Below are 25,984 nucleotides of genomic sequence, written 5' to 3'. Positions count from 1 at the left end.
AGTTTGTTAATTAAAAGGGTTTTGGACAAAGATGTGATTGGTCTCCTGTAAAATAGCATTTGAAGCTTGTGGGAAGTGATCCGTATTTATCTATGGCCCAACATCTACCCCAACCAGCATTTGAGCAAATAACATCAATAGGAGGCAAAGTCTCTCCAGCGGCTAAGGCTTCTATTTTATCGAATAGAAGTTCTAATTTTAAGTCATCAACATTTAGCATATTTGCAAAATTGAAAATTGTTATTACAATGCATACACAACTTCCTAAAATTAATTTTCTTTTCATATTTTCTGTTTTAGATTAAAAAAACTATATTGACTAAATATGCAATCCTGTATAATAAATGGATCATTGATGATCGCGTTAAATATTTATAGGTTCTTCAATTGGAATAAAGAAGTGTTTGAAACGTAAATCTTTTTTTCTTTTGTGTCATAAGTAATATGGGTGACAGGTTCCTCCAGTTTAAAATTGCTCAATAAATTTCCGTCCCAGTCGAATACCAATAAAGTTTGGCAGTGCTGGAAATTTTTTCCACTTTCTTTATATGTTTTTCCGGAATAGATGGCATAGATACGATCCTGCGAAACAGCTATATCTGAAAAACCGAAATAATTATTCTGTGAATAAGCGACATCGGGAAATCTGCTTCCTTCTTTGATATTTACTTTAGGGTAATGAAAGCAATGTTGTTGAATACGTTCGATTTGATTGCTTTCGATACGGCAGATGTCGATAATCCCACTGTACATATCTGCACAAACGAAAGCTTGATTATCGGGACGTGCTTTTAAAACCGTACTGGCATACAATACTCCTTTGGTCTTTTCCTGAATATTCGGATAAGACGGATGATCGGGATAGGTAAGAAAGTAGGCAGCCTTGTTTTCTTCCGGTGAGTATAATAAATATCGTCCTTCTTCATATATTCCTGTTGCAATAACAAATGGACCTGCTTTTATAGCTGATATATGCTGTTGCTCTGTTGGGAGTTGTATGAAAGAGGAAGCAGTGGAACGGGGTTGGGGGGTATTGGCTGTCGGAGTGATCAATAGTTTGCCTTGACGGAAGTCAAAAGCAGTAATTTCTGAATCGCTATTGGTAGATAGCGAAGTAACAGCTACTGCTGCATTGTGGCTTCGACCACGCGGAAACAAATTTTTCTGCGCTTGGGATCGCAGATCAATGTTTACCGCGTGGCGTAAACCAATCCGATCGCCTATAATAAGCTGATCACCTTGTTTTATAATACCGGAAACTTGGTATATTCCCTGATCTTTCAGATTACTGACTTGAACTGTTTTAAGAGTAATTGCCTGGTCTGTATTAATGGAAACAGATTCCGAATCCAAGGGATCAGATACCGAACAGCTAAAGCTGATTAACTGGAAACCCAATAATATGGTCTGTATCGTTTTTTTCATTATTTTTCAGGAACTTCAAAATGGATACCGTAAGTTGGTAAATTATTTTTCCAACAAATGCCGCCTGCTGTCTTACATTCAAAATTGATGGACTCTGAGCTTGCCAAAGCTTCAATATTTTTTGTTGAAATTGAAGCTTCATTTATATTTATGGATTGTGTTATAGTTAAACCTAAAATACACATGCAAAGAATGAATATTGTAATTATTTTTTGTTTCATATGTAGGTTTATGTGTTAAATTCAAGTCCAAAGTTATGAGCTAAATTAATATATGTTTAGTTTTGTAGCTGAAGAATTGTATAAGATTTGTATAATGGTAGTCAGAAGGAGGACAGAATTAAATGTAAGTCGATGGATAACTTTGGTGGCTATTACGTTGATTATTTTAATGATAGTTATTATTGTGATAAGTTCCTACCAAAAGCAATACCAAGTTTTTTCTGGTAAATTTGAATCTTCTTTTATTGAGTCTATACGGGAATCTAATGTCATTTGCCCTCAGTTAGGGAAAGAGCTTGTTTCTGCCAAAGATAAGTCGACCATAATTATTACGAGGGGTGGTATTATAAATTCCTGTAAAGTTGATACAATGATTGACATTGAGTCTAATGTAGTTCAGGCACTTTATGATATACGTGATCCTCAGCGTTGGAATTTGAAACGATTAGCTGGTATTTTACAACAAAAGTTTGAATACGAGAGGATGCCTTTTACGCTTGTATTGACTGACAGTACAGGTAAACGATTAGATTATTACGGGGTTGTGAATGGTGAAAATTTATTGGACGACAGCTATTCTGTTCCTATGGGCTTTTTGGACGGACACCGACTGACGGTATACTATACATTTCCATGGAAATATTTTTTTATATTGGAATGGAGATATATGATCATGGTTTGGGGAGGAATATTCCTTTTAGGAAGTTGTATTTTTATGTTATTCCGGATAATCCGTCAGAATAAAAAGCGAATGGAGAATTTAGAGCTTTTTGTGCAGGCACTTAATCATGATTTGAAATCTCCTATCAATGATTTGAAAATGAAACTTTATCTGATTCAGAAAGAATCAGTGGCTCCGTTTTCCCCTCAACAACAGGAATTATATACCTTAGCTCAGACAAAAACCGGAAAGTTGCTGGATTCTATCGACAAACTGTTACAAGATTCTATTGATTATAAAGGTTTACATGTAGAAATGAAAGAATTGGAGATCAGTACTTTTATACAACAGTTGACTGAAGATTGGCAAAGATCGGTGACAGGAGAGAAAGAGATAAAGCTTCAGGTGAGTATGCAGATGGAGAATACATTGATCCGGGCAGATGCATATCATTTGTCGAGAGCTATTTGGAATCTGTTGGAGAATGCATGGAAATATTCCGATGATCGGGTACAGATTGATATCACTTGCAGAAGGATAGGACGATATGTAGAGATTTCGGTCAAAGACAATGGACGAGGGATTGATAAGTCGGAACTGAAGAATGTGTTTAAAAGGAATTATCGAATTGTCAAAGGAGAAAACCGGAAAGTGAAAGGATATGGTTTGGGACTGAGTTATGTCATGATGATTGCCCGGGCACATGGAGGGAGAGTATGGGTGGAAAGCGATTGGGGTAAAGGGTGTAATTTTGTGATTCGTATTAAAGCATAGATGATGGAAGATATTATTCGACTTTTGTATGCCGAAGACGATCCGGATTGGGCAGTTTCTATCCGGATGTTATTGGAGGAAAACGGTTTCTCTGTCGTAATTGCAGAGGATGGATACCAGACCCGGGAGATATTTCAACAGATAAAACCGGATATGGTTTTGTTGGATATAGATATGCCGGGAAAAAATGGATGGGACTTGATCTGTGAATTGAAACGTATTGACGAATGGGTGCCCATTGTGTTCTATTCTTCATTGTATGAGTCTGAACGCCTGGAAGATGCTTTCAGTGTCGGAGCCGAAGATTTTATCAGTAAGAGTTGCCAGCCCGAAGAGTTGGTCAATCGATTGAAAGCACTTTATAAACGGGCATTGAAACAACAGCAAAGAAATGAGATTTGCAAACTTTCCGAACTTACGACTTTTCATATCACTTCTGGTGTTTTGATGATCGGAGACCATAAAGAAATTTTAAAATTGAACGAGGCTAAATTACTGGCAATTTTGTGCCGTTTTATAAATGAAAATATGAGTTCGGTGGATTTGTGTGAAGGGGTTTGGGGAAAGGGAATGGCTAATGAAGGGAAACGGTGTGCACTGAAAAACCTGGTAACTAATCTTCGGAAAGTATTATCTGAGGACGGGTCATTACAAATTATAAACAGACGTTGGAGCGGATATGCCCTAACCAATATTTGGACTCTCTGATCACCATATTGTGTGAAAATAATTTAGGGACAGATTTGGCTGTCCCGGAATTTTAGAAAGTAACCTGAAAACCGACGGCCAGAGCTTCTTTGAATTGCAGACGGGGGCCTTTGGTTCCGTCTTTTTGTAAGATTTTGGTGTCGTTGTCGTAGATCATATTGGTGGTGATGTTGCAGGAGAACCATTGATTGATAGCCATGTTGAGTTGTACATCCCAGCTGATATCGACGTTCTGGGGGTCTTTCAGGTAGTTACTGTAAAGATTGAGCCGGGAGAACACGGTCATGTTTTTCAGGAATTCGTATTTGGCTTCCATGCGTAAGTTAGCACCGAATTCGGAAAAGAGGTGTTTACCCGGGGTAACTCCGAAATCTCCCTGGTCGGAAAGGATTTTACTGCTGACGAAAGTTCCTCTCCAGGTGGCTGGAGTGAAGGTCGCTGTAAACCAGCTTTTGGGGGTCCAGGTGAAACCGGCACCGATCAGGAGGTATCCCGGAGACATAAAACGCGAGATAAACACGTCCGGGTCGACGTTGTAGTCGTATCCTTTAGCAAATTGGGTCTGGAAGGTCATCAATCCACTGGCATACCAGTTTTTCGCTATTTCGTATCCATAGGTGGAAGACAGGTAGATTTTGTCGTTTGTTTTTTTGGTGCCGTCCGATTTGGTTTTATTCAGACCGTAGTCGAGTTCCAGACGATTGTTCCAGAGGTGTTTCGCCTTTTTATAGTTGGCAAAGTAGTTGAATTGCAGGTTGAATCCTACTGCGTTATCACCTCCGGCAGCCCATTGGCTCAGGCTGACTTGGCTTAAGTTTATCCCGATGTTTCCACCCCTTTTCCAGGTGGTGTCCGTCCCGGGTTGTGCGTATGCCGGTACTAAGATTCCGGTTAATACGATGATTCCTAATGTGTAAATTCCGCTACGTATCATTTTTTTGTTTTTTTGGAAGTTTACGGAAATCGGGTTGGTGAAGTTCTGATTCGCCGGGATTATAAGTCGGGCAAGTTCATAATGGTTTACGAGGGAAAAATTTTTAGCGGGGAAAGATGAACTATTTTTTCGGATTGGAGTATAACAAAGAAAATAATAGGATTATGTCATTTCTTTGGTTTATTATTATCGGAATTGTGGCCGGATATGTGGCCGGTAAGATTATGCGAGGCGGAGGTTTCGGATTGATCGTGAATCTGGTTGTCGGTATAATCGGAGGAGTATTGGGGGGCTGGTTGTTCAGTCTGCTGGGTATTTATTCGACCGGTGGGATTATCGGCAGTCTGGTTGTGGCTACGATCGGGGCGATCGTTTTGCTATGGATTGTGTCTCTTTTCAGCGGACGGAGGCATAGTGAGTGATCGGCCGGATTATCTTTCTATCGGTTTTCGGTAAAATTGTTTTTGTACGAAGTAGTTTTTTGTTGTATCCAATCGGTGACGTAAGGTGTAACCGATTGGATACCTTGCTCAAAATGGCAGTATGCGTTTTTATCCTATAATCCATTTACTGCCCGGTATGAGCGAGATTATCTTTGTCGTCACGAAACAACAGATAAATGTCGTTGCTGCAATACAGGGAATGGCGGCGACAGTAGGAAATGCCAGGTTATGCTTGAATACCGTTACCCATAGGCCGAGCCAAAATATGTGCATCAGGTACATGCCGTAGCTGAGTTTCGATATTTCGGTGATGAGCCGCGGGGACTTCGGCTGGTTTATACAGCTGAACATCAGGAAGGTACCTGTAGTAAGGAGCACACAGTTGATGGTACAGAAAGCCCATCCGATTTCTATAACAGGAGTGGACAGATTTTCTCCGGGTATCGCCTGGATATAAAACGAGTAGATCGTCCACACTGCTCCGATAATCATCAAAGCGATTCCTGTTCTGAGGCGTTTGGAGCGGCTCCAGGTGAGGTGGGTGTGCATATAATGTGCCATGACCAGGTAACCGAGGAAGCCGGAGAAATAGAACAGCATGTGGAATTCGTTCCAGAAACATTGTCCCCAAACTTCTCCCCACCAGCGGTTGAGATACGGCATGCAGGTCGATAACAGGAACAGGCCGATGAAGAAACGTTCTTCTTTGGCTGTAGCTTTTTTTAGCCAGGGAGATATGACGGGAATAATAAATAAAGGCTGATCAGGGGATACATAAACCACAGGTGTCCGGCCTGTGTCGGGAAGTTGAGTAGTATTCGAGATAAATCCTTTACCGATGTTTCTGCATCTATTTGTCCCCACAGCAGGGGCAGGGTACTGTATAACACCATGAACAGAAGAAACGGGGGCAGGATACGGATGCAACGCTGGCGGTAGAACTGCCAGGAGGTCAACTCTTCTTTCATCGGTGTAAGAAGAAAGGCGGAGACGATGATGAATAACGGAACAGCCATACGTGAGAAACCATCGTAAATGGACACCCACAACCGATCGGACTCATTGGCCAGAAAAGATTGTGGTCCTGCCATGTCGGTGGAACCGGCGGCGCCATAGAAATTTTCACTGGCATGAACGACTATAACCAAAAAGCATGCGAATACGCGCACGTAATCCAAAAAAACTATACGCTTCATTTTTTTATATTATTGTTCGTGTGTAATCTAAAACAATTATAAAAAATCCTGCGGGAGTGGACCTGCAGGATTTTTGTATCTGGATAACGATGATCCGATTATTTGGTCAGTGCCTGTGCAACAGAAACGGCAACAGCTACAGTCGCTCCTACCATCGGGTTGTTACCCATACCGAGGAATCCCATCATTTCTACGTGGGCAGGTACGGAAGATGAACCGGCGAACTGTGCGTCCGAGTGCATCCGTCCGAGTGTATCGGTCATGCCGTAGGAAGCAGGGCCTGCAGCCATATTGTCGGGATGCAGGGTACGGCCCGTACCTCCGCCTGATGCTACTGAAAAATAGGGTTTACCGGCCAGTACACGTTCTTTTTTGTAAGTTCCGGCAACGGGGTGTTGGAAACGGGTAGGGTTGGTAGAGTTACCGGTGATGGAAACATCTACGTCTTCTTTCCACATGATAGCGACGCCTTCGCGTACATCGTCGGCTCCGTAGCAGTTTACTTTTGCCCGGGGGCCGTCGGAGTAAGCTTTGGTTTTAACAACTTTCAGTTCGCCGGTATAGTAATCAAATTCGGTTTGTACGTAAGTAAAACCGTTGATCCGGGAGATGATCATAGCAGCATCTTTTCCCAGGCCGTTCAGGATCACCCGCAACGGATTTTTCCGAACTTTGTTGGCCATTTCAGCGATTTTGATAGCACCTTCAGCAGCCGCGAAGGATTCGTGGCCTGCCAGAAAAGCGAAGCACTGTGTTTCTTCGCGTAGCAGACGGGCTGCGAGGTTACCGTGGCCCAGGCCTACTTTGCGGTCGTCGGCTACCGATCCGGGAATACAGAAAGCCTGCAGGCCTTCGCCGATAGCTTCGGCAGCATCGGCCGCATGGATACAATTTTTCTTGATTGCAATAGCAGCCCCGACTACGTAGGCCCATTTTGCATTTTCGAAACAGATATTCTGAGTCTGTTCACATTCCAGATAAGGATCGATTCCTTTTGCGTCGCAAATTGCTTCGGCTTCTTCGATAGAAGCGATGCCATAGGAGTTCAATACTTTGTTGATCTGAGCGATCCGACGATCCTGACTTTCAAATTTTACTTCTCTTTTTGCCATAGTGTGTTCCTCCTGTTTTATTCGTGACGTGGGTCAATATATTTAGCTGCATTGGCGAAACGTCCGTAGTTTGAAGTGGCTTTCTTCAATGCTTCGTTAGCGTCGGTGCCTTTTTTGATCAGGTCCATCATAACGCCGAGGCGTACGAATTCGTATCCGCATACTTCGTCGTCTTCGTCGAGAGCCAAACGGGTTACATATCCTTCAGCCAGTTCCAGGTAACGAACGCCTTTTGCTTTGGTAGAGAACATGGTTCCCACCTGGCTGCGCAGACCTTTACCCAAATCTTCGAGGCCTGCACCGATCACCAGTCCGCCTTCAGAGAAAGCACTCTGTGAACGTCCATATACGATTTGCAGGAATAATTCACGCATAGCTGTGTTGATCGCATCGCAAACCAGGTCGGTATTCAATGCTTCGAGAATCGTTTTGCCCGGCAGGATTTCTGCAGCCATAGCTGCCGAGTGGGTCATTCCTGAACAACCGATAGTTTCCACCAAGGCTTCTTCGATTACCCCTTCTTTGATATTCAGGGTCAGTTTACAAGTCCCCTGCTGAGGAGCACACCAACCGATACCGTGGGTTAAACCTGAGATGTCTTTGATTTCTTTTGCTTTCACCCATTTGCCTTCTTCAGGAATTGGGGCCGGTCCATGGTTCGGACCTTTTTTGACAACACACATGTGTTGTACTTCCTGTGAATATACCATTTTTATCGCTTTTATAGATTAATATATTGCTAATCACCACTCGTTTAGCGCATAAACCGGACAAAGATAACCTTTTGCGGCAAATAAAAAAATAGATCAAAGGACATATAATTGTGCAGACGTTTGCAAAGGAAAGTGTCGAAATTGTATTTTTTTTAATTGAAATCCTGCGCTCGTTCCATAAATCGACACTTTTGGTCGATAATCTGTAAAATCCGGTAATAGTGGCTTCTTCAATTGAATGGTAAAACGGGTTAAAACGGAAAAATGGTATAAGAATCTGTAATTTAGATACGAAGACTTTTTTGCAACGCAGTATTTTTGTATGTAGAATTTTTATTGAATAATGCAGTGGTAAGCGCTGGAGTTGTTGTTACGAGCGATGTAGCTGTGAATACGGTTGTCGGCGGTGTACCGGTAAAATTTATCAGGATTACTATGGCTTCGGACGGTATCGTGCGCTTGTCGAAAATTGAAGTTTGGCCGGAATATCTCGATGCGTATCTGAAATATGCTGCCGAAGTCGGTGAAATATCCTTGCGTCGTGAACCCGGTGTATTGACTATGTATGCTGTCCGTGAAAAGGAAAATCCTTGTCGGATAACTATTCTTGAAACATAACTTTATCCAATAAATACCATTATGAACAAGATCTATTTATTTTTAGTATTCAGTATTTTAACAACAATCGGTATGGCACAGGAAAAAATCAAACAAACAGCGGGGCGTGACCAGTTGGGAACATTCGCTCCCAAATTCGCAGAACTCAATGACGACGTTCTTTTCGGCGAAGTTTGGAGTCGTACGGACAAACTCGGCTTGCGTGACCGTAGTTTGGTAACAATCACTTCACTCATCAGTCAGGGGATAACGGACAGTTCGCTGACGTTTCATTTGCAATCGGCCCGGAACAACGGCATTACCCGAACAGAGATTGCAGAGATTATCACGCACATCGGTTTTTATGCGGGTTGGCCGAAAGCTTGGGCTGCGTTCCGGCTTGCCAAGGAAGTGTGGGCCGAAGATACGAACGGTGAGGAGGCGAAAGCTGCTTTCCAACGTGAGATGATCTTTCCCATCGGAGAACCGAATGCGGCCTATGCCCGGTATTTCACCGGCAATAGTTATCTTGCACCTATATCGCGTGAACAGGTTTATATTTCCAATGTCACGTTCGAGCCGGGTTGCCGGAACAATTGGCATATCCACCGCGCGAAAAAGGGAGGCGGACAGATGCTTATCGGTGTTGCCGGACGAGGTTGGTATCAGGAAGAGGGTAAACCGGCCGTAGAAATTTTACCCGGCACAGTGATCCATATTCCCGCTAACGTGAAACATTGGCATGGGGCAGCAGCCGACAGTTGGTTCGCTCACCTGGCGTTCGAGATTCCGGGAGAAGGCTCTTCTAACGAGTGGCTCGAACCTGTAAACGATGAAGCATATAATAAAATTCAAAAATAAAAACCGGCTTTCTATGTATAAATTTATATTCGTATTATTGGTGGTCGTTGGAATGACGACTGCCTCGAATGCCCAAGAAAAACAAAACATGAAACAATCGGATAACAAGCCGCTTGTTGCCTATTTCTCGGTGACAGGAACTACGGCACGTGCAGCTGAGAAATTAGCCCGGGTTACGGGTGGAGAACTTTATGTGATAACCCCTGTCGAATCGTATACAAATGCCGATCTCGACTGGAATGACAAAAGGTCGCGTAGTTCGGTAGAGATGAACGATCCGAAGTCGCGTCCGGCCATTCAGGAAGCGAAAAAGAATATTGCCGATTATGATGTGATTTTTATCGGCTATCCGATCTGGTGGAATCTTGCTCCACGTATTATCGATACGTTCATTGAAACTCATCACCTGGCAGGTAAGACTCTTATTCCTTTCGCTACATCGGGTGGAAGCGGCATTACCAACAGTGTCGGCGCATTGAAAAAGGCTTATCCCGAGCTGAACTGGAAAGAGGGAAAGTTACTGAACCGAATGGACGAGAACGGTATCCGTGAATGGATCGGTAAAATGTCGAAGGATTAGCGTAACCCGGAAGGGAAGGCTGATCTTTTTCTGGCTTTGCCGGAAAGACCTGGCATTTTGTACTTGTTCGTGTTCGGTGACCCGGTCGCTTCTGTCGGTCAGTTGGCTTTTTCTTTCACTGACCGGCGGAACTCCTCACTTCGCAAAAAAACTTTACGTTACATTTCCGTCAGACACCAGGGCGTTCAGAAAAAAGTAAGATACCACTCGCCAGAGCTCCAATGGTCACCGAACACAAATACCTTCGACTGATGCTAGCACTTCATGGGAAACGAACGGCGACCTTAAAAATATGAACTCCTACAAAACAGATATTTTCTGAACCCCTCATATTAAGATTTTGCTTGTAAATCAGTGTTTTATAAAAATCCGGTTAGGTAACTCAGGTATTCCTGCTCCGATAGGGGCCTGTCCTTTCATTCAATAAAACTTTCCTTCTCCTTCCTTTGACTTGTAGTGCTGACGGCACAAAACCCGGAATCGGAATAGAAAGAAAAAATAAATCCTGGAATTTTTTAGTTACGACAGTTACAGAAATCAGATCTAACCGCTATAATAGTTGTAACAAAAAAAATAGACGATTATTTGGGTTAAATAAAATACAAAATGTGAGACAAATGTATGAAAAATTTATACAAACTAAACATCTAGCCGTCAATTTTATACAAAAATTTGCGCATAAATACGATTTGACAAGTTATTACGCTAATATAATCGTTCGTTTAATCTTGCAAAATCACAGACCATGAAGAAATTACTGTTTTTTATCATCTTGTGTTCTCTCTTTTCTTGTTCGACAGAGACACAGGAAGAGCAACCGGTCGTTACCGGAAAAAATTTTGCCTTATCCCTGTATAGCACAGATTCTATTTATCAATCGGGAATCGATTCCTTGTTCTTATTCTATTTCCCCGAGAGTTCGACTCCGGTCAAACCGATCTATTTTCAACAAGAGTTGGCTTGGGGAGATCCGGTTGCATTCCAGGATCTGGAGCCGGAACCTTACACCTTTATTACGATAGCTTGTTCGGGTTCTCTCGAAGAGTTGAAAGATCATATGGTCTTTTATCGGGACTGCATCGGGATCGAAAAACACGAAAATACATCCGGTAACTTATTCGGTGGAGTATTGAAAGCAGACCCCATCTCAGGAGAAAAGAAGTTTGAACTCCAAAGATTAGTCGGTGGAATTAAAGTTAATATCACCAATTTAGACTCTTTAAATATACAAAATACCCCCGATTGCTATATTACAAATTCCCCTGCAGAAATCTATTTAGGAAATTATGAAGGTGAACTTGAATACTATGGCAAATATATTCCAACAGACAATTCCTGGAACTATATTTTCCCGACCAATGGAGTAGTAAAAGGTCAGATAGTAATCGATAGTTATGACGCAGACGGTAATTACAATCCCAGAATATTCGAGTTTACCGGTAAAAATGCAGTCGAAGCCAACAAAAAACTCGAATTGAATTTCATGCTCCGGAAAAAAGCCATAACGAAAAGTGGAGCCGAAGATTGGCAGTTAACACTCGAAGAAGAAGTAAGCGTTTTATAATCCAAAAAGAATCAAGATATGAAAAAAATAACCTATAGCATCGTTCTGCTTTGGAGTGTTCTTTTTTGTTCCTGTCAAAAGGAAGATACGCTCACGACAGTCCCTGAAGGAGGAGTACAACTGAATTTCAGCGGAGCTCAGGCTAACCTCAGCGCAGAGGAATTAAGTAATATCGTCGAAACCTTTCATGTGCTTATCTACGACGAAACAGGAAATTTCGTCAGACATAGCGAATACGAAAATCTGAAAAGTGTCTCTCCGGTCAAACTTCCTATCGGACAGTATACTTTCGCTTATCTTTCCAACATCAAATCGGATTTAATCAGCGGTATTCAGGAAGATAAGAAATTAGAAGACATCACCCTCTCTCTGGAGGAATCGGAAGGTAATGTTTTAAGTGCCGGAAGTATTTTCAAAGGCATCGATACCCTCACCGTTGGAAAAGACAGCAAGAGTAATGCCGCCCTGCAACGCCTTGTGGGACGCATGGATATCGAACTCAAAGGGATCGGCAACGATGTAACTGTGAAATCGGTCGCTTTAACCGGATCTCCTGAAAAGATCCGGTTCAACGGAGAAGCCGAAGGAGAAAGCGTCAAGCTGAATATCCCGATGGCTAAAAAACAGGACGGTGTATATGTCGGTCAGGCCATCACTTTCCCCACCACGGATTCTGTCGCTTCACTCGAATTTGTACTGGAAAGCAACGAAGGCGTTAAAACATTTGACATTCCTTTGAAGAATAAAGTAGAAGCCAATAAAATCCATACCATTCATGCCACCTCTAACCTGACCGGAGGGATTTGGAACATCACCTTCGATATGGAAACTACTCCCTGGGGAGCGACTATTTCAGAAGATGTGACCGCCAATGAAATGCTTTTATTGGATACCGTACATCTCCACCTTACTTTTGCTGACCAAATGAACGTAGGTAGTATCCGGAATATCCACCTGTCGATTAAAAATAAAAAGACCGACCAGACAGTTTATTTCCATAGTCCCCGATGTTCATCGGATAAGGATACCCTGTTAATTACACAGTCTTTCTTTGGCCGGGAAAAATTAAGCGATGGGGAATATACCATAACCGATTTCGTTTGTCTGGACAGCCTGGGTACGACACTTTATGATATCAGAATGTGTAACCCGCAAACCCTGGTAATCGATGAAAACGGAACAGCCTGTCTTCATTTACCGGCGCTACCTACAGTATCGGAAACCGACCGTCAGGCTATGTTCGATTTACGGGATGCTTTACCTGCCGACAATGATTACGCTTTACAATGGAAACGGGCAGGCCAAAAGATCAGTTTATGGGAAGGGGTTACCCTGAACGAGGAAGGACGGGTTGTCGGAATCGGATACGACGAACTCAAGTACTTAGGTAACTACGCAACCAAAGCGATTGCCGGGACAATGAGCGACACAACTACTCCTGATGAAGAACTGGGTGTTTCATGGAGTCTGCCGGAATCTTTTAAACAATTGACAGCACTAAAGATTTTCAATTTCGATGATAATCCGCTGACAGAGATTCCGGCATTCCTGAAAGATATGACTACGCTGGAACAATTATCCATCAGCTGTACAGATGAAAATACACTTCCGGTATTTCCGGCAAATTTACGTTATCTGGTTGTCTATTCGAATACGACAGTGTTCCCGGCCCATATCGCCGATCTCACCCAACTGGAATATATCGGTCTCGCTGGATTTAATAAAAAGGGCATCACCATAGAAACCGATTTCACGAAATTGAGCAATCTCAGAGTACTGGAACTCGAAGCCGAGATGAATATAAATAACAATACTTTCCCGGCCAGTTTATGGAACTGTTCACAATTGAACGAGCTGACGCTCATAGGATTCAACAATCTTCAGTTTCCGTCGTCTCTGAATCTGAGTTCACTCACAAAGTTGGGGATCTGTAATACCGATCTGCAACCTGTACAAATCGAACCGATCAGGAATTTATCCCTCACTTCACTGGGTATTTCCTCGCCGGTATTCAGTAAAAACGGGTTCCCGGATTGGATCGGTACAATGACCACGATCACCGATTTAAGTCTGGAAAATTGCGGGCTCACCACTGTTCCTGCTTCTCTGGACGGACTTATTAATCTGACTAGTCTGAATTTATGGGGGAATCCTGATTTAAACGGTAAACTTCCCGAAAAACTATTGGAAAAATACAACAACAACAGTTTACGGGTCGATATCGAATCAGATTCCGATTTTGTTCCGGACGGTATCCTTCTTAAAATCACTCCCGGATATATCTCTACATTCTCTGCTGCAGGGGATACTTGCCGGCTGACCGTCGAGAGTAATACCGATTGGGTTGTTGAAATTAGCGAAGGCGATAGTGAATACATCCATTTCTCCCGAACCACGGGAAATGGGAATGCTACTGTTATCCTTACCGTTGACGCAAATCAGGGAATTGAAGAATACAACAACAGCCGTTATTTCAATTTCTCCTTCATAGCCGGATCTCATCGCCGCGATTTCTATGTTTACCAACCTTACGAACAAGTAATTTTGAAACCGGTTTGGTGGAATCAACTCGGAGAACGTTACCTGGGCGAATACTCTGCCATAAAATACCGTTTGATCGTTGAACTTACCGGTCAAACCGAATTCGCAACGACAGAAGAGATGACCGAAGCGGCTAAAACATTGAAAAATTATCTGGCAGAAAATCCGGTATACGATGAGAACGGACAATTGATAACGGTTCCTTATGCCGGTTAAATGAATAAATGTTAACATTAAACTGAATCAAAGTGAAAAAGATATTCTATTTATTTCTGATTTTATCACTGGCATTCGGATTGCAGAGTTGCGGCGGATCAGGCGGTAGCGCAGACGATCCGGAACCCGGACCTGAACCCGGAGCAACCAAAGCCAAAGTGTCCTTTGCACTGAAAAGTGATATAAACGGTGTTCAGGACAATGACCTGAAAACTGCATTAACTCATTTGCGCCTCTATTTGTACGACAAAGACCAGAAATTGGTATCCGTAAATAAATACACTTCCGCAGATGCTCTCAAAGCCATCGAATTGGAAAAAGGAAATTATACCGTTGTGCTGGTCGGGAATGTTCCGGAAGACGGGAATATTTCCTCCGAAACAATCGGTACGCCACTTTCCGGCATGTCTGTACAATTGACAAAAGCAGAAGGAGCCACCCATTACACTCCTTTGGGAGATGTGATGTTCGCTAAAAGTACTCTGACGGTCGACGACAAAGACCTGACGGTCGGCTTAAGCGTAAAACGGACTCTATCTGCCACGAAAGTGCAGCTAACCGATTATTCCGGTCAGATTTCCGATGCCGGGGTCCTCGTACCCGGAGTCGGTACGATGTTCGGATTCGGTGACGATAAATGGACCGAACCAGGCACTGTCTTCGTTACGATGAAAGCCGGAGCCATCACCAAAGCGGCCGAAACCGGAAAGCAATACAGTATTTTCCTGAATGTCACCATCGTGAATACAACAGGAGAAATTGAAAAGAAAATTCAATGCAATATTATTGCCCGGGACGAAACCGGACAGGTATTGGCTGCCCAATTGCTGGAAGTGCCTGCTACGACCCAGCCCAACACCGAGGTGTCACTCAACCTATCCGTCGAATCGGATCCTGCAGAAACCGGAAAAATCAATATTTCTGTCAGTGAAGTGGAGGTGAAGAACGAAGAAGGCAAGAAAGAAAACGTCACGCCGGACGATATCACAAAGCAGGAAACCGATATCGATCCCGACCTGACTCCCGAAGACTGGACGACAGGAAATGAAGAGGATATTGAAATCGGTACCAAAGAAGATTTCATCACTCCCGGCGGACAAGCGAACGATTGGCAACAAGGAGAAGATGAACAGGTCACTTTCGACAGTACTAACCTTCAACTCCGATAACAAAATACACCGGCAGTTCAAAAATCTTTTTTGAACTGCCGGTAACTTTTTAAATCCGGTTAACGGATTCTTTCAATCCTCTCTCTATTTTTTCTTCCCTTTTTTAGGCATGATTTCCTGATTTGTTTCCTCTGCCATATAACTGGCTTCATGTTTTTTCTTCATGCCTTTCGGTTTTTTGTTTCCAGCTGCTCCCATGGCTCTATTCTCATTTTAAATGGTTAAATAAATTGATCATAAATAGGAGTAGTCAACGGTTATTAAAAATAGCTGGACTGCTCATTCTCCGCTTAGGCAAATCTTATGCCAGAAACAAAAAAAAATGTTTACATCGGCCTTTGACACAAATCCTGCCTTTTTTTCATGAAGATTTGTCATTTTCCAGCAACCAAGTATAAGCTTTCATCGTTCAAATAAAAAAATCAAAGACATGAAAAAAAGAAAAAATAACATCTGGCTGACTATCGGAGTCATTGTCATCTGTGTATTATTGCTTTACTGGCTTTTTGCCCGTACGCTTATCGTCGAAGACGAAGAACTCGGGACTACCGATGTTCCGGCACTTATCGAGCAATCTCCCGGTGAATAATCCTTCGCCGGATCCATTCGTCCAGGGAATAGCTGCCGGCTCCGCCCCACAGCAAAAATACATACACGCCCAGATAAAGTAAAGGCAACTCTCTCACTGCAAAAGGATCGGCACCATGAATAACGAAAAAAGCCATCAGCATTCCGAACATCAAGGGGAGAGCAGCCAACCGGGTCATTAACCCGAAGATCAGCAAACACGAACATCCCACCTCTGCAAATAGAATCAATAGGAGCGATAAGGTGCTACCCACGCCTAAAGGATCGGGAAAAGTAGCGCTTAAAGTCGAAAAGGACGCTAATTTCGCCCACCCATGACTCAACATCATTCCTCCTATAAACAAACGCAGGAAAAGTAAAGCTCCGTCCAGATGTTTCCGGTCAGAAGCTACTAATTTCAATAACAACTCTTTCATAAAACAAACTTTTTTTATCTTTCTACGGAAAAAGGTTTCCTAAAGTTCGTCATTTATTCTTTACCCCTTTAATCACATCCACAATCTCCTACCCGGAAAATATCATAACTAACGGTTATACAGGCTTGTAAAGGAAATACATTCTTACCCGAAATTCCCCTGGAATGCATCAGATCATTCAGGCCGGCACTCACCCGGCACATCACATTCAGATGTTTCACGATCCGGTATTCATAGCCGAAAGTCAGGCCGGCATTCCATTTCTCCGTTTCATCGTCTAAAGCGACAGCCGGATCCGGTCCCGATACCCCGGATTTATTTTGAAAATAATAACCGGCATATCCACCGAAAAGCAAAGATGCCCGGTAACAGTTCAGCATATATTTAAGATATACCGGAAGTTGTAGTTCCTTTAGCCGAAACCGTACCTTCTGCTTCCGGTCTGTATTTTCCCCTGGGGCATACCGGCTATCGAACCGATGGTCTGCATAATTGACTTCCGTACCCAAAAACCATTTCCGGGTAAAAGGAATAGTCATCTTCAATCCACCGACCGGCACAACAAACATCCGGACATCGCGGAAAGGAATTCCCACCGACGTTCCGCCACCGGCCTGCAGGGCCACCGCCAGATCATAATCCTTACGCCTGACCAACTGCCCGGAACTTTCCACCCCGATCAATAAACCCAAAAGACAAAAAACAATTCCTTTCATATCAAAGCCGAAACCATTATTTTTTCAGAATGATCGTTTTTTCCGACGATTTGACTTTCAAACTCTGGAAATCCCATTGCCGTACTCCTTTCTGGAAATCCAGCTCATATACATTTTCATTCCAGACAATCTCCAGCCACACAGCCACTGTCCCCGCAGCATTATAACGCCCTTCCCTGATCCGGACTTCCACCGGTCCGTATTGGCGATCGGTAAACGATTGCTCTCCGGTAAACACATAACTTCCCGGCGTACGTCCTTTATCGACCTGTAGCCCGGCTATATCGACATAAAACTGAGGTCCCGGACCATTCTCGTCTTCCAGGATCACTTTATCGTCCAGGGTCATATTCATCTGTCCTTTCTCCCAAAACAGATTGACCGTAGCGGCTTCATTCATCAGTTGCTGATTCCCGTCGTACATCGGTCCGATATATATCCCCGGCATCACCTGCGCCATCTCCGGGATAGGACGCTGCAAATGATAAGTGATGTGAAAATCATACAGATTACGGTAAGCTGCCTCCAGCAAATAAGCATAATATTCATCTACTGGCGCCCAGTACGACAACAAATTCTCCAACCCTATCCGATCGAGAGTCAATGTCAGAGCATTCATATCCCCCTGAGGAAACAAATCCATATAATCACCGTCCCGGCCGATCCGGATATAATCACCACTGTAGTAATAATCGTAACCGAACCGATCGCCGTCCGGACAATTGACATCGATCCTTCTTTTGGAAAACATCAGCTCATCTCCCGGCAAAAACAACAGGTTTCTCTCATCCAGCAAATAATGGAAAAAATCGAATAATTCCGGCGTCTCGAAATCATCATACAGCTTATAAGAATAATCGATATCGTAAACATACCAGGAACCTTCCCGCAAAATATCTTTATATCTTTCCGCGTCTGAATGACAGGAAGAGAATCCGCTCAGGAACAATACCAGAATTAGAATCCACGAATAACTTTTCATACAACCGATTTTGTGTTCTGTTAAATATCACAAAGTTAGAAGGATTTTCTTCAATTCATGGAGTTCCGGACAAATTGTTTTAAAATGCTTTTCTGCCGTCTATAGGGCATCAGGCCACTTTCACTTGTTGAAAAGCAGCCTCCAGGACTGCAGCTGTAAGTGACAGCCCTACTCTTCCCATAGAGATGGTGTAACCTGCTTCGGTCTTCCCGCAATACCCCGGAACAACGGCCATTCCCCGAAGCCCCCTGAATTCCTGCCGGGCAGCCCGGCAACTCTCTTCCCACAACACTTCCGGAGCACCGAAATTCCCATCCGTCAGCATAAAATTACGTGAATCGTGCCATTCCGCCTGATCGAACAATTTGCTGAACAACAGAGAAGCCAGAATATCTCCCTTAGCCAGGATATAATCCTTCATACAATGAGAAGATTCACGCAATACTCCGACATGATGCAGAATACCGTACAAATCGTTCAATTCCTTCTGCAATTCAACTTTATACTCTTCGAGCTTCCGTCCGGCTAAAAGCTCATAAGCCAATTGTTCATGAACCTGTTTTAATTCATTGAACTCATTTTCAAATCCTGCTCCTCTCCGCAAACTCAACCCATACAACTGCCGCAAACGGGGCATCACGCCCTTTAAAGCCGATACCACTACAATACTACAACAATTCTGCTCTTTTATTCTATTTTTAATTTCTGCCAGGGTTTCCTGATTCTGAAGGACAGCACCCTTGAATTTCATGACTAACATACCTTTTGAAATTTTTAAACGATAAACTTTAGATTAGAATCCTGAAAAGCCAACCTCCGGCAGCCTCGGCCGGAATAATATACGGATATACAGATTGGTGATATGACAACTTAAACCCCCATAGGGGTAATAGTTGTTGTTGTAGTGGTAGTAATAATAGAAACAGCAGAGAACGAAACAGACAAAATCCGATCCTCCGGCTGACAAACAGTCCGGCAATTCAGAATAATATGTTGCCTTTCGATCTTCATAACAAAAACAAAACTAAAGGAAATATTTTCGAATAACAAATATCCGGCAATTTTTTTGACGTCACACGCTGAAATTTAACAACAAGTATATTTTCCTTCTGAATTTAAACACGAAAAAGTGGAAAATGACGTTGTAATCGTCGGGAGCCTATGCATAATTAGTATCCGGATTTCATCGAATTTTCGGAAATCCGGGTGAAGTGTGTTCTGTTTCGATGTACCTATAGAGGTAATATTTCGATCCAATATCCATCGGGATCGCAGATAAAATAGAGGCCCATGTCGGTATTTTCGTAGCATACACATCCCATTTCTTTGTGGAATGCTCTCACTTTATCATAATCTCCCGGGACACGCAGGCAAAGGTGATACTCTCCTTCTCCCAGATCGTAAGGTTCTTTCCGATCGCGCAGCCAGGTCAATTCGAGGGTGAAAGACGTTTCCCCGTCTCCCATATAGACGAGGATAAAAGAACCGTCGGAGGCGGTTTTCCTCCGTACTTCTTTCAATCCCAAAGCTTTTTCATAAAACCGGATACTTTTTTCTAAATCCAGTACATTGAAATTGAAATGATCGAATCTTCCTTTTATTTCCATTGTGTAAAATTAAATTAGTTTATCGTTTTTTCTTCTCCTGGTTTTCCGATCGCCAGAAATCTTCCGCCACGCTTTTCGACATACTCCCGGAAAGCATTCGCTTTTTCGTATTTTTCCCAAAAGTGCATAGGAGCGAATTGCAGGGTACGGATCCGGTCGACAAATTCCCGGCCTCCCCGGGTGTAATCCTTGCCTAAACGCGGATCGACAGGAAAAAGGGCTAAATCGACATAGTCGGTTTCCCGGGCCAGAGTTTCCAGTTCCTGATGATAAAAGTTTGCGGCTTCTCTGATTTCTTCTGGGGTGGATTCCTCCTCCCAATGCCAGTTGTTCAGGTCGCCGGCATGAAAAATGCGCTTATCTGCGACATCGAGCAGAAAAGAAATGCCGATGTCGGTAGAACCGAAGGCTTTGATTTTTAATAGATCATCGTTCCATTCTTCTCCTTTTTTTAGGAAAATGGCATCGTGAAAACACGCTTTTTGGCTGTCGCGGATATCTTCGGACAGGATATACCGGATGTCCGGTCTTTCCGGTTTCCAGGAGAGTATTTCCGGGTTGAAATGGTCCGGGTGGGCATGGGAAGACAGAATATACAGCCTTCCGGGGCGTTTCAAAAAGTGCCGGTGTACATAAAACTCCGGGGTATCCCGATAATAATCGATCAAAATGGCAAATTCTTTGCTTTCAATAATAAAGCCACTGTGGTAGATATAAATAAGTCGCATCGGTTTCATGTAGCAAATATATATTTATTTGGATGAATAAATTTTGTTCTCTATAAAAAAAGTAAGCTCATCTCAATCCATGATCAGTTGTTTTACGAATTCGGTTTCGGGGTGTTTACAGATTTCTTCCGGTGTTCCGTCTTGTTCGATGTGCCCGTCTTTCATAACTATGATACGGGTTCCGAGTGTCAATGCTTCCCGGATATCGTGTGTGATAAAAACGATGGTCACTCCCAGTTCGCGGTGAATACGGGTAATTTCGGCCTGCAACATTTTTCGGGTGATTTCGTCGACGGCTCCGAACGGTTCGTCCATGAGCAGGATGTCTGGATTGGCGGCCAGGGCGCGTGCAATTCCTACTCGCTGGCGTTGTCCTCCGGAGAGTTCCGAGGGATAACGGTCGAGCATTTCCTGTTCCAGACCGACGACTCCGATGAGTCGTTCTACAGCTTTGCGGGTACGTTCTTTGTCGTGCTGGTTAAGCAGGCTCGGTACATAAGCGATATTTTTCCGGACAGTCATGTGAGGAAACAGTCCGATTCCCTGGATGACATAGCCGATATTGCGGCGTAGAAGAGTTTGGTTCTCTTGCGATATGTCTTTCCCGTCGATATATATTTTGCCCTGAGTCGGGGCCGATAATCCGTTGATAAGCTTGAGCATCGTAGTCTTTCCGCTTCCGGAGCTACCGATGACAGTCAGAAATTCACCTTTGCGGATCTTCAGATCGAATGCTTTCAGAATCACCTGATCCCCGTAAGCTTTCGTCACTTGTTCGAAACGTATGATATCATTCATGCTATCTCAATAATCCTTTCTTTTTCAGAAAATCGGCAGCGACGGTTTGTTCCGGTCGGCCGGCAATATCGACCTCGTAGTTCAGTTCGGCCATTTCGGCGTTTGTCAATATTCCTTTCATTTTTTCCAGCGTTTGTTCTAATTCGGGATGTGCCTTTAAAGTCTCTTCACGGATGACGGTGGTACAGTAATAGGAAGGAAAAAAGTTTTTATCGTCTTTCAATACAGTGAGGTTGGCTCCATTCAGTTGCCCGTCTGTGGTAAAGATATTCATTACATCGACTTTCCCCGATTTAATGGCTTCGTATTTTAATCCGATATCCATATCGCGGGTCTTTTTGAATTTCAGGTCGTAATACTGACAGAGGGCTTCGTAGCCTTCGTGAATTTCGAAAAAATCGTATTCCGCTCCGAAAATAAATTGGTCGGGATAGCGCGCTAAGTCGGAGAACCGGGTCAGGTCGTATTTCTTAGCCAAAGGTTCGCCGACCGCCAGACTGTAGGTGTTGTCGAATCCATACGGACTCAGCCATTTTAAATGGAATTTTTGTTCGTATTCTTTTTTCAAAGTCTCGTATAGGGTGTCCGGAGGTAGTAAACTGTCTTTTTTCAATACCACGAGCCAACCCGTCCCGGTATATTCAGGGTAGATATCGAATTCACCTTTTAACATAGCCGGATGGATATTGCTGGTGCCGCCTCCTATCCCTTTGGTGATTTCTACCGCGAGACCGGTATCTTGTTCGATCAATAGTTTTAACATTTCTCCCAGGATGAACTGTTCGGTCATCGGTTTGGTGGCGATACGGATCGTATTTTTCCTGTCTTTGCAAGCTGTTGTCAGGAGAAAAAAGGCGAGCAGGGGGAGTAGTAGTAAATCTCTTTTCATGGTCATATCAGTTTGCGTTTCTTTTTGATGTGGGTTTCGTAACAGCCTATACCCCAATCGGTGAGTAGGGCTAAAACGGCGATCAGAAGGCTGCCGGCCACGGTGAGCACCCCATTGTTGGTCGTGATGCCCCGGTAGATGGCGACACCTAATCCTCCCGCTCCGATGAAAGCAGCAATGCCGGCAAGTGCGATAGTCATCACCACCATATTCCGAAGACCGGAGAGGATCACCGGAAAGGCAAGCGGAATCTGGATTTTATAAAGAATCTGAAACGGGGTACTTCCCATCCCGCGGGCGGCTTCGATGATCTCCCGGTCGATGCCGGTGATACCGGTATAGGTGTTGCGGACCATCGGGAGTAAAGCATAGACGGTCAGGGCAAAAATGGCTGTCGTGTCTCCGATGCCTGAGAAGGGAATCAGAAAACCGAATAATGCGATGGAAGGGATGGTGTACATGAAGTTTGTCAGTCCCAAAACCAGGCTACTCGAACGACGGTAACTGCTGATCAGAATTCCCAGGCTCAAGCCGATACACAAGGCAGCGACGATGGCTATCAATGAGATTTCCAGATGTTGCAGGGTGAGCTTTAAAAAGAATTGCCACCGATCGGCGTAAAGTTGGAATAGTTCCTGAATCATAGCAGAGGCAGATTTAGAAATAATAACCGATGTTTATATTAAAACGGGCATGCCAGGAATTGCTTCCGATTCCGGGTCCGAAAGCGTCCCGGTCCGGTCCGATCCAAGCCTGGTGTTTGCCCATCGCATAATCGATATAGGTCTGGACCGGACCCATGTTCAGTAAAAAACCGTATACATTTTGAAAACTATTGTTGAAATCGGTATGCCATTTTTGGATAATGCCGACATCATGGTACATCATGATGTTGCCGAGCCATTTCCAACCGATCGGGAAGGTATGGGAAATACTCAGGGTGTATATGTTGGCTTTGGCAGCAACCAGATAAGGAGCTCCGTAAGCCGTCATTACGACCAGATTCCGGTCTTCTCCGGGAGCATTTTTGGGGTACATGGCATAAGTAGATACCTGGGCTTTGAAATTTAGGCGGTGCCAGTCGAACATGTAGTGTAGGGCAAAGGCGAAATGGGAACCGTTACTTCGGGTATCGATGTTGTAGAGTTGGCCGAATTCGGCGGAGCATCCGACCTGGTGTTCGACCTGATTGCCGTATTTGTAGATCAGTTGTGCGTTGAGTTGGTTGATTTCTTTGTTCCTGCCGGCCACATCGTAACCATAACGATCGTCGGAAGTCTCGGAATTTGCTCCGAACAACAGTTCATCGGCATTTTTGAAAAAAGCTAAGGCATATTTCCAATGTTCGTCGGAATGAACGAATTTAACCCCCATATCGGCATCGTCTTCGAGACCGACATAATAGGAGATTTGGAGGAAAAAGTTGTTACCACTTCCGGGTTGGAGTCCGAAAGGCACTTTAGTCAAACCGATTTCGAGGTGATTTTTTTCAGAAAACCGATACCCGATCCAACCGTATTTGAGCATAAATCCACCGAAAGCCGTACTGTAAAACCGGCAATCGGCATCCAGCAGAAAACCTTTGTAAGAGGCTGTCGGACGAAGCATAAACACATCGTAACCCAGATCGCCTCCCCGGTCGCGATGTCCTGAGTTCCAATCCGAAAAGTTATAATTGAACCTTAAGGCTCCTCCGAGTTTGAATTGCGGACGTTCTTTTCTTTCCTGGGCGGATAAGGGTAAAATAAAAATAAGGTACAAGCAAAATATAAAATAGTATTTCATTGTGTCCTGAATTTAATGTCACTGGCTTTGCCCTACAATCGTTATCCCGGTATAACGGATTTTTTCGGAGGAAAGTTTCTTCCCTTACCATGGTCCTGTTAAATTGTATTAAATACAGAACCATTTTTTCGGGGTAACGATAAACTCACTGACAGATGATATATAAGCCATGGACTTTTTGAATTATACAGACTGGCAAGATACAGCCGATACTTTACATATGTTGTTGCAAATGAGTGGTAAAGTGAAATTGCTGTATCGGGCGAAACGGCCAGAATGGGCGCATATCAGGCAATATCTCACCCTGGACGGGATTTCGACGGGAATCGTTCCTGAGGCACCTGTGCCTTTTGAAATTAATTTCGATTTCCGCGAAGATCAGGTGGTCTTCCGGAATTACAACGGAAAAACCGAAAAGGTGGCCTTGGAGGACGGGAAGAGTGTCGGAGACTATTACCGGCAGTTTATGGCGGCATTGAAACAAATCGATGTGCCGGCCAGAATCGATGTGAAATCACAGGAATTTTATGATCCTGTCGATCTGGATAAAGACGGGAAACATCGGTCGTATCAGAAGGAAGCAGTGTTGTTGTGGCTGGATAATATGCTTTTTGCCGATCGGGCCTTGAATCGTTTTCTCGCCCCTTTCCGGGGAAAATCACTATGGCATCTGCAAAATATTAAGAATGAGAGAGCTTTGCATAAAATTCAAAAAGTAGGTAATGACATGGCAACAGTTCTTATTTCAGCATTCTGCAGCGCATTACATTCAAATAACTCTTCAGCCGCAAAGGTAATGCGAATTTGTGAATGAACCAAATAATATTCTCTGATTTATTGGATTTCAAAATCTGAGCAAACCGTATTCTGTCATCTTTCGGTAGAGTGTCGTCCTGCTTATTCCGAGCAGTTCTGCGGCGCCACTCCGGTTGCCGTTTGCCTGTTTCAAAGCGCGCAATATCCGTTCCTTATCCTCCGCGTCATTGCGCAGGGCGAAACTGACGGGTGAGGTCGGTTTCGTCACGGCAAGTTCCAGATGCTTTTTCGTGACTACTCCCTCCTGAGCCTGCAATACCGCACCCATGATTTTCTGCCGAAGCTCGCGCACGTTGCCCGGCCACGCGTGGGTCAGCAACGCTTTACGGGCTTCGGAACTGAACCCGCTCACATTGCACTCCAATTCCTGATTGGCTATTTCACGGAAGAAGTCCGCCAATGGCATGATGTCTTCCTGACATTCGCGCAACGGTGGCACGGTTATCTCGAAATCATGCAGGCGGTAGAGCAAATCCTGCCGGAAACGCTTTTCACTCACTGCCGCTTCCAGATTTTCGTTGGTGGCGGCGATGATGCGGACATTGAAATTCCTGTCCGATTTGTCACCGACGGGGCGATAACGCCTTTCCTGTATGGCACGGAGCAGCATCTGTTGGGTTTCCAACGCAAGGTTGCCCACCTCGTCCAAAAACAGTGTGCCGACTTCCGCTTCATGGAAATATCCTTTCTTGGCATTGTCCGCACCCGTGAACGCACCTTTAACGTGTCCGAAGAAAGCCGATGGAGCAAGCTCTTTGGTGAGTGAGCCACAGTCCACTGCCACGAATGACTTGCCTGCACGTTTGCTCTTGTCGTGCAGGTGGTGAGCAATATGCTCTTTGCCAGTGCCGTTCTCTCCGAATATCATCACGCTCATATCGGTAGTGGCTACCAGCCTTATACGGTGCATGATTTTCTGAAATGCGGAACCGTCACGGGCGAAT

Annotated in this window: 28 protein-coding genes and 2 pseudogenes; 11 read left to right on the top strand and 19 right to left on the bottom strand. The window is 43.9% G+C overall.

Annotated features, from left to right (window positions below; all coding sequences use genetic code 11):
* Positions 1-10 precede the first annotated feature (10 nt).
* The 3 genes from AC5RDS_RS02770 to AC5RDS_RS02760 all read right to left on the bottom strand — a co-directional run bounded on the left by AC5RDS_RS02770 (position 11) and on the right by AC5RDS_RS02760 (position 1,646).
* Positions 11-286 (bottom strand): hypothetical protein, encoded by a 276-nt coding sequence (locus AC5RDS_RS02770; RefSeq protein WP_041556923.1) that lies wholly within the window; start codon positions 284-286, stop codon positions 11-13.
* A gap of 86 nt (positions 287-372) precedes the next feature.
* Positions 373-1,425 carry a BF3164 family lipoprotein gene (locus AC5RDS_RS02765; protein WP_013613080.1) on the bottom strand — a complete coding sequence of 351 codons (1,053 nt, stop codon included), beginning with the start codon at positions 1,423-1,425 and terminating at the stop codon, positions 373-375.
* Complete coding sequence (locus AC5RDS_RS02760) at positions 1,425-1,646, bottom strand: NVEALA domain-containing protein (RefSeq protein ID WP_013613081.1); 222 nt, start codon at positions 1,644-1,646, stop codon at positions 1,425-1,427. The genes AC5RDS_RS02765 and AC5RDS_RS02760 overlap by 1 nt, the downstream gene beginning before the upstream one ends.
* A 370-nt stretch (positions 1,647-2,016) precedes the next feature.
* Here AC5RDS_RS02760 and AC5RDS_RS02755 point away from each other — a divergent pair, with 370 nt between their 5' ends.
* A complete protein-coding gene (locus AC5RDS_RS02755) occupies positions 2,017-3,081 on the top strand; it encodes a sensor histidine kinase (RefSeq protein ID WP_041556927.1) in 1,065 nt (354 codons plus the stop codon).
* Between the two features lie 3 nt (positions 3,082-3,084).
* Complete coding sequence (locus AC5RDS_RS02750; RefSeq protein ID WP_195457783.1) at positions 3,085-3,789, top strand: response regulator transcription factor; 705 nt, start codon at positions 3,085-3,087, stop codon at positions 3,787-3,789.
* A 52-nt stretch (positions 3,790-3,841) separates the two neighbouring features.
* Here AC5RDS_RS02750 and AC5RDS_RS02745 read toward each other — a convergent pair whose 3' ends face one another.
* Positions 3,842-4,723: a DUF3078 domain-containing protein gene (locus AC5RDS_RS02745; RefSeq protein WP_013613084.1), complete on the bottom strand. Its 882-nt coding sequence runs from the start codon at positions 4,721-4,723 to the stop codon at positions 3,842-3,844.
* 164 nt (positions 4,724-4,887) lie between these two features.
* Here AC5RDS_RS02745 and AC5RDS_RS02740 point away from each other — a divergent pair, with 164 nt between their 5' ends.
* Positions 4,888-5,145 carry a GlsB/YeaQ/YmgE family stress response membrane protein gene (locus AC5RDS_RS02740; RefSeq protein WP_041557489.1) on the top strand — a complete coding sequence of 86 codons (258 nt, stop codon included), beginning with the start codon at positions 4,888-4,890 and terminating at the stop codon, positions 5,143-5,145.
* A gap of 129 nt (positions 5,146-5,274) precedes the next feature.
* Here the strand turns inward: AC5RDS_RS02740 and AC5RDS_RS02735 are convergent.
* From AC5RDS_RS02735 to AC5RDS_RS02725, 3 genes and pseudogenes are all read right to left on the bottom strand, one after another.
* Positions 5,275-6,362 (bottom strand): annotated as a pseudogene (locus tag AC5RDS_RS02735) (acyltransferase).
* Positions 6,363-6,460: 98 nt separating this feature from the next.
* Complete coding sequence (locus AC5RDS_RS02730) at positions 6,461-7,474, bottom strand: GGGtGRT protein (protein WP_013613086.1); 1,014 nt, start codon at positions 7,472-7,474, stop codon at positions 6,461-6,463.
* A gap of 17 nt (positions 7,475-7,491) precedes the next feature.
* Positions 7,492-8,184: an iron-sulfur cluster assembly scaffold protein gene (locus tag AC5RDS_RS02725; protein ID WP_013613087.1), complete on the bottom strand. Its 693-nt coding sequence runs from the start codon at positions 8,182-8,184 to the stop codon at positions 7,492-7,494.
* 438 nt (positions 8,185-8,622) lie between these two features.
* Here AC5RDS_RS02725 and AC5RDS_RS02720 point away from each other — a divergent pair.
* The 6 genes and pseudogenes from AC5RDS_RS02720 to AC5RDS_RS02695 form a co-directional block, all read left to right on the top strand.
* Positions 8,623-8,802, top strand: a pseudogene (locus tag AC5RDS_RS02720) (putative quinol monooxygenase); the annotation flags it as partial.
* A gap of 24 nt (positions 8,803-8,826) precedes the next feature.
* The gene (locus AC5RDS_RS02715) at positions 8,827-9,645 is read left to right on the top strand and encodes a carboxymuconolactone decarboxylase family protein (RefSeq protein WP_013613089.1); all 819 of its coding nucleotides are present in this window, start codon (positions 8,827-8,829) and stop codon (positions 9,643-9,645) included.
* 13 nt (positions 9,646-9,658) lie between these two features.
* Entirely contained in the window at positions 9,659-10,225 is a 567-nt protein-coding gene (locus AC5RDS_RS02710) for a flavodoxin (RefSeq protein ID WP_306450671.1), read from the top strand.
* 745 nt (positions 10,226-10,970) lie between these two features.
* On the top strand, positions 10,971-11,789 hold the full coding sequence (locus tag AC5RDS_RS02705; RefSeq protein WP_013613092.1) for a hypothetical protein: 819 nt from the start codon (positions 10,971-10,973) through the stop codon (positions 11,787-11,789).
* Between the two features lie 18 nt (positions 11,790-11,807).
* A complete protein-coding gene (locus AC5RDS_RS02700; RefSeq protein WP_494222201.1) occupies positions 11,808-14,546 on the top strand; it encodes a FimB/Mfa2 family fimbrial subunit in 2,739 nt (912 codons plus the stop codon).
* A gap of 32 nt (positions 14,547-14,578) precedes the next feature.
* Complete coding sequence (locus AC5RDS_RS02695) at positions 14,579-15,715, top strand: FimB/Mfa2 family fimbrial subunit (protein WP_493591997.1); 1,137 nt, start codon at positions 14,579-14,581, stop codon at positions 15,713-15,715.
* Between the two features lie 84 nt (positions 15,716-15,799).
* On the opposite strand, the gene AC5RDS_RS02690 is transcribed toward AC5RDS_RS02695, so the two are convergent.
* Entirely contained in the window at positions 15,800-15,913 is a 114-nt protein-coding gene (locus tag AC5RDS_RS02690; protein ID WP_013613096.1) for a hypothetical protein, read from the bottom strand.
* Between the two features lie 232 nt (positions 15,914-16,145).
* Here AC5RDS_RS02690 and AC5RDS_RS02685 point away from each other — a divergent pair, with 232 nt between their 5' ends.
* Positions 16,146-16,304, top strand: a complete 159-nt coding sequence (locus tag AC5RDS_RS02685; protein ID WP_013613097.1) for a hypothetical protein — start codon at positions 16,146-16,148, stop codon at positions 16,302-16,304.
* Here AC5RDS_RS02685 and AC5RDS_RS02680 read toward each other — a convergent pair.
* From AC5RDS_RS02680 to AC5RDS_RS02635, 10 genes are all read right to left on the bottom strand, one after another.
* Positions 16,279-16,719: a DoxX family protein gene (locus AC5RDS_RS02680; RefSeq protein WP_013613098.1), complete on the bottom strand. Its 441-nt coding sequence runs from the start codon at positions 16,717-16,719 to the stop codon at positions 16,279-16,281. The genes AC5RDS_RS02685 and AC5RDS_RS02680 overlap by 26 nt on opposite strands.
* 68 nt (positions 16,720-16,787) lie before the next feature.
* Positions 16,788-17,435, bottom strand: a complete 648-nt coding sequence (locus tag AC5RDS_RS02675) for a porin family protein (RefSeq protein ID WP_046451289.1) — start codon at positions 17,433-17,435, stop codon at positions 16,788-16,790.
* Between the two features lie 16 nt (positions 17,436-17,451).
* Positions 17,452-18,417, bottom strand: coding sequence for a hypothetical protein (locus AC5RDS_RS02670; protein ID WP_013613100.1), 966 nt, complete (start codon positions 18,415-18,417; stop codon positions 17,452-17,454).
* 109 nt (positions 18,418-18,526) lie between these two features.
* On the bottom strand, positions 18,527-19,177 hold the full coding sequence (locus AC5RDS_RS02665; protein WP_013613101.1) for an amino acid kinase family protein: 651 nt from the start codon (positions 19,175-19,177) through the stop codon (positions 18,527-18,529).
* 472 nt (positions 19,178-19,649) lie between these two features.
* Positions 19,650-20,024 (bottom strand): VOC family protein, encoded by a 375-nt coding sequence (locus tag AC5RDS_RS02660; RefSeq protein ID WP_046405298.1) that lies wholly within the window; start codon positions 20,022-20,024, stop codon positions 19,650-19,652.
* Positions 20,025-20,038: 14 nt separating this feature from the next.
* On the bottom strand, positions 20,039-20,752 hold the full coding sequence (locus AC5RDS_RS02655) for an MBL fold metallo-hydrolase (protein ID WP_046405303.1): 714 nt from the start codon (positions 20,750-20,752) through the stop codon (positions 20,039-20,041).
* Positions 20,753-20,824: 72 nt separating this feature from the next.
* Positions 20,825-21,550 carry an ATP-binding cassette domain-containing protein gene (locus tag AC5RDS_RS02650; RefSeq protein ID WP_046405530.1) on the bottom strand — a complete coding sequence of 242 codons (726 nt, stop codon included), beginning with the start codon at positions 21,548-21,550 and terminating at the stop codon, positions 20,825-20,827.
* A gap of 1 nt (position 21,551) precedes the next feature.
* On the bottom strand, positions 21,552-22,439 hold the full coding sequence (locus tag AC5RDS_RS02645; RefSeq protein WP_041557494.1) for a glycine betaine ABC transporter substrate-binding protein: 888 nt from the start codon (positions 22,437-22,439) through the stop codon (positions 21,552-21,554).
* 2 nt (positions 22,440-22,441) lie between these two features.
* A complete protein-coding gene (locus AC5RDS_RS02640) occupies positions 22,442-23,083 on the bottom strand; it encodes an ABC transporter permease (protein ID WP_046404295.1) in 642 nt (213 codons plus the stop codon).
* A 13-nt stretch (positions 23,084-23,096) separates the two neighbouring features.
* Complete coding sequence (locus AC5RDS_RS02635; protein WP_013613105.1) at positions 23,097-24,224, bottom strand: porin; 1,128 nt, start codon at positions 24,222-24,224, stop codon at positions 23,097-23,099.
* Between the two features lie 169 nt (positions 24,225-24,393).
* Here AC5RDS_RS02635 and AC5RDS_RS02630 point away from each other — a divergent pair, with 169 nt between their 5' ends.
* Positions 24,394-25,038: a DUF5996 family protein gene (locus AC5RDS_RS02630; protein WP_494222200.1), complete on the top strand. Its 645-nt coding sequence runs from the start codon at positions 24,394-24,396 to the stop codon at positions 25,036-25,038.
* Between the two features lie 30 nt (positions 25,039-25,068).
* Here the strand turns inward: AC5RDS_RS02630 and AC5RDS_RS02625 are convergent.
* A partial coding sequence (locus AC5RDS_RS02625) for a sigma-54 interaction domain-containing protein (RefSeq protein WP_494222199.1) occupies positions 25,069-25,984 on the bottom strand: 916 nt, incomplete at its 5' end.

The organism is Odoribacter sp. (assembly GCF_985060555.1).
The sequence above is the reverse complement of the archived record's forward strand: the minus strand, read 5'-3'. Positions and strand labels throughout refer to the sequence as shown.